Raw genomic sequence first — 5550 nt, 5'->3', positions numbered from 1 at the left:
TTGGTTTTTAAATTCATCTGTATACGTACGGCGTGGTCTACGAGTTTTAGTTTGGGTCATGTTAAAGCTCCTTTAGATTGATATTATTTATAATTCTACATGACCTTAAAAAAACTGTCTAATTAATTGTAACCTATCCAATAATTTCTTGTATATTAACAGCCTGTATCCAGATTGGGAGACCTCTACCGTATGTAAAACAAATTTCATCTAATCTCTTTTTATTTTGTTCGCTAATTCCACCATCTAAAATATACAAAGTAATACTATTTGCATCTTTGTTGTTTTCAAATAAAGACACCATCGAAACACCTAGAATCTCCGCAAACTTATTATCTGATGCATAAACAATATGAAAATCTGAATTTATTTCCATACATTCACCTTCTTCAAATACTGTATTCTTTTTTATAAAAATAAGTTTAACTTGCGTTCTCATCACCTAGCAGTGCTGGAATTGTCATTAAAATCAGTTTAATATCTAACCATAAATTTCTTGTTTTAATGTATTCGATATCTAGATCCACCCACTCATCAAATCCAATATGATTACGTCCACTCACTTGCCAAATACAGGTTATTCCAGGTTTTACAAGTAATCGTTGCATTTGATAATCATTATAAAGTTTTACCTCACGAGGAATCGCGGGACGTGGTCCTACAAGACTCATCTCACCTTTTAGTACATTAATTAACTGAGGTAATTCATCTAAGCTTGTCTTTCGAATAAATTTTCCTACTTTCGTAATCCGTGGGTCATCTTTGATTTTAAAAACAGGACCTGTTTGTTCATTTAAATGCATCAATTCTTGAATTCTATCCTCAGCATCCACATACATACTTCGGAATTTATACATTTTAAAAGTGTTAGGATACTGTCCTACACGGACTTGTTTAAAGATAATCGGTCCCTTAGGATCTTCAATTTTAATCAAAATGGAGACTATCAACATTAAAGGAGAAGCTAGAATCAGACCTGTTATTGCAACGACTATATCTAATAATCGTTTTAAGAAAAGATATAGCTTTGTATCATTTACAATTTGTTTACCTTGTTTCAATAAAACTATTTCCACTACTTCATCACCTTCTATCTAATTCGATTTTAAAAAAAGAGACTATATCTAACATGAAGATAGATTTAGTCCCTTTTCAAACGCAAAAAACAGAATCATACCATGATACTCAAACTAATCTATCTTAATGTATTAGATTGTTTCTTTCTCCCTGAACCTAATTTCGTCTCTTTTTCTTTAATTCATTTTCTTCATAGTAACCATAATACTGATACCCGTAATACCCTTTTTTACTTACTGGTATCATTGTCATCGTTACGCCTAAAATACGAGCCCCAACATTCTCAAGTAGTTTTTTTGCACGTTTTGCCCCATCAATATCAGTTTTCCCCGATGCCACTACTAAGATGATTCCATCTACAATGGCTGATAAAATAGCCGCATCTGTTACCAATCCAACTGGAGGTGCATCAATTAAAACAATGTCATATCTTTTTTTAACACTTCCAATAAATCTTTCATTCTTTTTGACCCCAATAACTCTGATGGATTTGGGGGAATCGGACCACTAGTAATGACTGTTAAATCAGATCCAGCCACTTGAATCACATCTTCAATCTCACTTTGTCCTGATAGTAACGTCGTGACACCTTTTGTATTCGTTAATTTAAAAATCCTGTGAAGACGCGGCTTACGCAAATCACAATCTATAATCGCAACTCTATTTCCAGCTTGAGCAAAGGTTTCTGCTAAGTTTGAAATGGTCGTTGATTTTCCTTCTCCAGGCCCTGAACTGGTTACACAAATAGTTTGTAAATTTCCATCGATATTTGAAAATTGAATATTCGTACGAAGGGTGCGATATGCCTCGGCAACTGGTGATTTTGGATTTGATATTGTAATTAAGTCACTCATCATTTCACATCCTCTTTCCTATTTAAGTTTTTTTTCCATTTCAATATCTGGGATAGCTCCAATAAGCGGTAATCCTAATTGACGTTCAACATCTGTTGGAATCTTCAAGGTACGATCTAAAAATTCTAATATAAATGCAAGCCCTACACTCACCATCATACCAAAAACACCTGCAATGGCCATATTCATGATTTTATTTGGTTTGACAGGACATTCAGGTACTTGGGCTGTATCAATGGTTGACACGTTGTCAATTTCCATAATGTTTTTAATTTCTTTTTTAAAAACATCCGCAATCGTATTTGTCAGTAAAGTAGCGGTCTCAGGATTTGTATCACTAACTTTAATTCGAATGATTTCGGTATCATTCACCTTAGAAACTGTAATCTTTTTTGATAATTCTTCAGCTGTTAAATCTAAATTTAATTGCTTTATCACAGCTTCAGAAATACTTCGACTCTTAATAATTTCACTATAAGTATTCACAAGTTTTTGGCTCATGGTTAAATCATTATAAGTCATAATACTTTCCTGATTTTGTTTATAACTAACTAATAACGTTGATGAGGATTCATAAACAGGTGATAAAATAAAAAAACTAATAACCCCTGCTATAATGACAGAAGTTGCGGTAATACTACAAATCATTAACCAACGTTTTTTTAGGACATTAAAAATGTCTCGCAAATCAATTTCATATTCTGTATTTTCCATGTTCAACTCCCCTTCTTCATCCTTCTATTTATTAATTCGACTTCACACAAAAAACTATTTCTTCAAAAACAAAACCATTATAGCACCTTTTCTTTTCCCCCTTCGGTCATTTCACGACTTATTTCGACACATTCAAGAACGACCGATTCAAGCAACTTTTATTTATTCTATATTTTTCTAATGATAGCTATTTCAAACCTAAAACCAGATTTTTCTTATATTTATTTAAAATTAATTGATTCCTGATTTCATCGCATCGAGTAAAATCACAGATCAGTTTCATGTATTAAATTGATGGTATAAAAAAAAGCCATAGTGAAATCATTTTTTGACTTCACTATGACTTTTTTTGCAATCTCATTAAACTTAAATCGTATGAATCATTGACTATATATATCAGAAAAATCTTCTATTTGGCTATAAGCCTTCTATTGTTTCATGAATCATATCATGTTGATGACTTATCGTTTCACTATCCTTATAATAACCATAAATATTCTCATGAGCATCACTTGCTAACTTCACATAATCCTGTAATAGATACACCGGTTCATATCCTTTTTATTCTTTATTCTCCACTCACCATTAACTGAATCACCATTCCAAGAAGTAAAATGGCCGTCGTTCCAACCCCTGTTAACATATACTTCTCATGATCATTTTTCCAGTGATGGCGATGCTCCCGTTTTTTCTTTTCTCGCTTTTGGCGTTTCTTTTTCGACTTTTCATCCTCTTCCTCTAGCTCCTCCTCTACCTCAACTTCTTCCACAACCTGCGTCAACGCATAAAAATGAATCGCCAAATCTAAACATAAATGATATCTCTTACGCGAAAAATTCATCTCAAGCGTCTTCTTAAGTTTCGCATAGCCCTCTTCACTCCAATGATTCACATCATAATCTAAAATCTCATAATTATGGCGCTGGAAGATAAGTGAATCATTTTTAACTAAATCGTAGCATGTGATTAAAAAGTCGGCATCGTCTGGACACAACGTCAAAACGTCCACCAACATGTTTCGCACTGTAAAAATACTGCGCTTCCTGATATTCACCTTAAATTCATTTAAAAAAGCTTCTTTCTCTTCAGGTAACATAAAAAGATTCCCCCTTTTCTATCTTTACAACCCTGACTCATCACATTCCTACAAACTAACTTTAGAAGTTATAAAATATTTTTATTTCAAACAAATTACAACGTCTTATATCTCATTTTATTCAAAAAACGATACCGAATATGACACATTCATCCAAAAACCTGTTATAAAAATAGTCTTTTTACGAAACACTACACATATATTAAGTCAAAAAGGAGAATAACGGTATGAAAAAACCTCCTAAAATAAAGCAAGTAGAAAGCTTTGTCGTGACTAAACGTCGCCACCATCCGCATCATCTCTTTAAAAATGCCCCTAAATCACCTTCGTACTTCGTCACCTTCGAAATTCAAGATGGAAGCCAACTCGAACTTGAAGTCCCATACGAATACTTTACCTTCTTTATAGAAGGAGATGAAGGAGTTCTTTACTACCAAGACCGTGCCTTCCTGTCCTTTGAAAGAACCAAAAGATTATAAAAAACAGCCGAAATGGCTGTTTTTTTATACTTTTGGAGTCCGTTCAAAAGAAACAAATAAGTGTCCTTGAAATTGTAATAATCCCTCATCTCCCTCAATCATATATCCATATTGATTGGAAGGAACACGAAGTTCCATCCGTTGTCCGGTTATAAATTCAAAAGTAACATCATATGTCGTAGAAGTTGAGTGATGTATATTGTCATTCATTGAATGATGATGCCTCGAAATATTCGTCCGATTCGCTACCACAATTCCCCCATTAGCGGATAAAACCTACTTTGCAGGATGGGGGCCCCGCACTTTCCGTTTGAATTGGCTTCGATTTATCCTTCGCATAATGAATACCTGAATAAATAAACATCCCAATCATGATACAAAAGATCATAATAAAAAATTACCCCATCCATTGAGGAGAGCTAAGACTCACTCTTCGAGTTTCGTACTTAGTTATCAACTAGTGAAAAAAATGGATCGTACATCAAAATTCCCCCTTACCTGATCTCACCCTTATAGCATCATCAGTATAAAAATATATTAAATAATGGAAAAACGAAGAAACATAAACAATTAAACATCTAATCATAAAAAAACAGCCAAATGGCTGTTTTTTTATTAAATTCTGCTCAGGAATTTGTTTTATTGGTGAAACCATACCTTTCACGCATCTAATACATTATATGGATTTTTCAGTTAAAAGATACCTGATTCGCTACATTTTTTTCAAAATACTATGATAATAAGGAACAAAAAGGTGATTCCTAGAAAGAATCACCTTTTAAATGTAACGAAACCTTATCCCCGCCTGTCACGCTACTAATATGATATGTAATACATTCCTGCATGATGTTTTTATCGTTTAAATAATCTCACAATTTGAATCATTAACGTTGGCATAAATCCAAGGATGTAGATGATTCCAAGTTGAGATAACGTAATGTCAGTGACCATAAATAATGAATTTAAAGCTGAATTTAATAAGATTAAATTTAATAGCCCAAATCCAATAACGAATGCCCCGATACTATACTTGTTAGTAAACAATCCAAGTTTGAAGATTGACTCACGTCCACGACAGTTAAATCCGTGGAATAAACGCGCTAAGCAAAGCGTTGCAAATGCAAGTGTTGCTGCCAATCCATGACTTTCCTGAAGTCCAATGAAGTAAGCAATCATCGTAAACACCGCGATTAAAGCCCCTTGCCATCCGATTTGAATCATGGTGTCTTTATCCAAAATCGATTCTTTTTGATGACGTGGTTTGTCCTGTAATAAATTACGCGTCGATTTCTCCATTCCAATCGCGATAGCTGGTAAACTATCTGTCACT

The 5550-nt window shown here is 33.7% G+C and carries 10 protein-coding genes; 1 reads left to right on the top strand and 9 read right to left on the bottom strand.

Features of this window, described 5'->3' with window-relative positions:
- Positions 1 to 133: 133 nt before the first annotated feature.
- The 7 genes from J6D32_RS09930 to J6D32_RS09900 form a co-directional block, all read right to left on the bottom strand.
- Positions 134 to 376, bottom strand: coding sequence for a glycosyltransferase family protein (locus tag J6D32_RS09930; RefSeq protein ID WP_230321575.1), 243 nt, complete (start codon positions 374 to 376; stop codon positions 134 to 136).
- A gap of 46 nt (positions 377 to 422) precedes the next feature.
- Entirely contained in the window at positions 423 to 1076 is a 654-nt protein-coding gene (locus tag J6D32_RS09925; protein ID WP_202979835.1) for a sugar transferase, read from the bottom strand.
- 157 nt (positions 1077 to 1233) lie between these two features.
- Positions 1234 to 1470, bottom strand: coding sequence for a hypothetical protein (locus J6D32_RS09920; protein ID WP_262957659.1), 237 nt, complete (start codon positions 1468 to 1470; stop codon positions 1234 to 1236).
- A gap of 20 nt (positions 1471 to 1490) precedes the next feature.
- Complete coding sequence (locus tag J6D32_RS09915) at positions 1491 to 1934, bottom strand: CpsD/CapB family tyrosine-protein kinase (protein ID WP_287467643.1); 444 nt, start codon at positions 1932 to 1934, stop codon at positions 1491 to 1493.
- 15 nt (positions 1935 to 1949) lie between these two features.
- Positions 1950 to 2645, bottom strand: a complete 696-nt coding sequence (locus tag J6D32_RS09910) for a YveK family protein (protein WP_006785873.1) — start codon at positions 2643 to 2645, stop codon at positions 1950 to 1952.
- 417 nt (positions 2646 to 3062) lie between these two features.
- Positions 3063 to 3191, bottom strand: coding sequence for a hypothetical protein (locus tag J6D32_RS09905; protein WP_262942105.1), 129 nt, complete (start codon positions 3189 to 3191; stop codon positions 3063 to 3065).
- A 22-nt stretch (positions 3192 to 3213) separates the two neighbouring features.
- On the bottom strand, positions 3214 to 3741 hold the full coding sequence (locus J6D32_RS09900) for a hypothetical protein (RefSeq protein ID WP_155062359.1): 528 nt from the start codon (positions 3739 to 3741) through the stop codon (positions 3214 to 3216).
- Between the two features lie 227 nt (positions 3742 to 3968).
- Between J6D32_RS09900 and J6D32_RS09895 the strand changes: the two genes are divergently transcribed.
- Positions 3969 to 4220, top strand: coding sequence for a DUF2500 family protein (locus J6D32_RS09895; protein ID WP_055163710.1), 252 nt, complete (start codon positions 3969 to 3971; stop codon positions 4218 to 4220).
- Positions 4221 to 4244: 24 nt separating this feature from the next.
- Here J6D32_RS09895 and J6D32_RS09890 read toward each other — a convergent pair whose 3' ends face one another.
- Positions 4245 to 4472: a DUF2500 domain-containing protein gene (locus J6D32_RS09890; RefSeq protein ID WP_055163713.1), complete on the bottom strand. Its 228-nt coding sequence runs from the start codon at positions 4470 to 4472 to the stop codon at positions 4245 to 4247.
- A gap of 600 nt (positions 4473 to 5072) precedes the next feature.
- Positions 5073 to 5550 (bottom strand): cation transporting ATPase C-terminal domain-containing protein (locus J6D32_RS09885; protein ID WP_287467642.1); only part of this gene is annotated, 478 nt, incomplete at its 5' end.

The organism is Turicibacter sp. (assembly GCF_017941855.1).
In the GTDB taxonomy this organism is placed as follows: domain Bacteria; phylum Bacillota_I; class Bacilli_A; order MOL361; family Turicibacteraceae; genus Turicibacter; species Turicibacter sanguinis.
The sequence above is the reverse complement of the archived record's forward strand: the minus strand, read 5'-3'. Positions and strand labels throughout refer to the sequence as shown.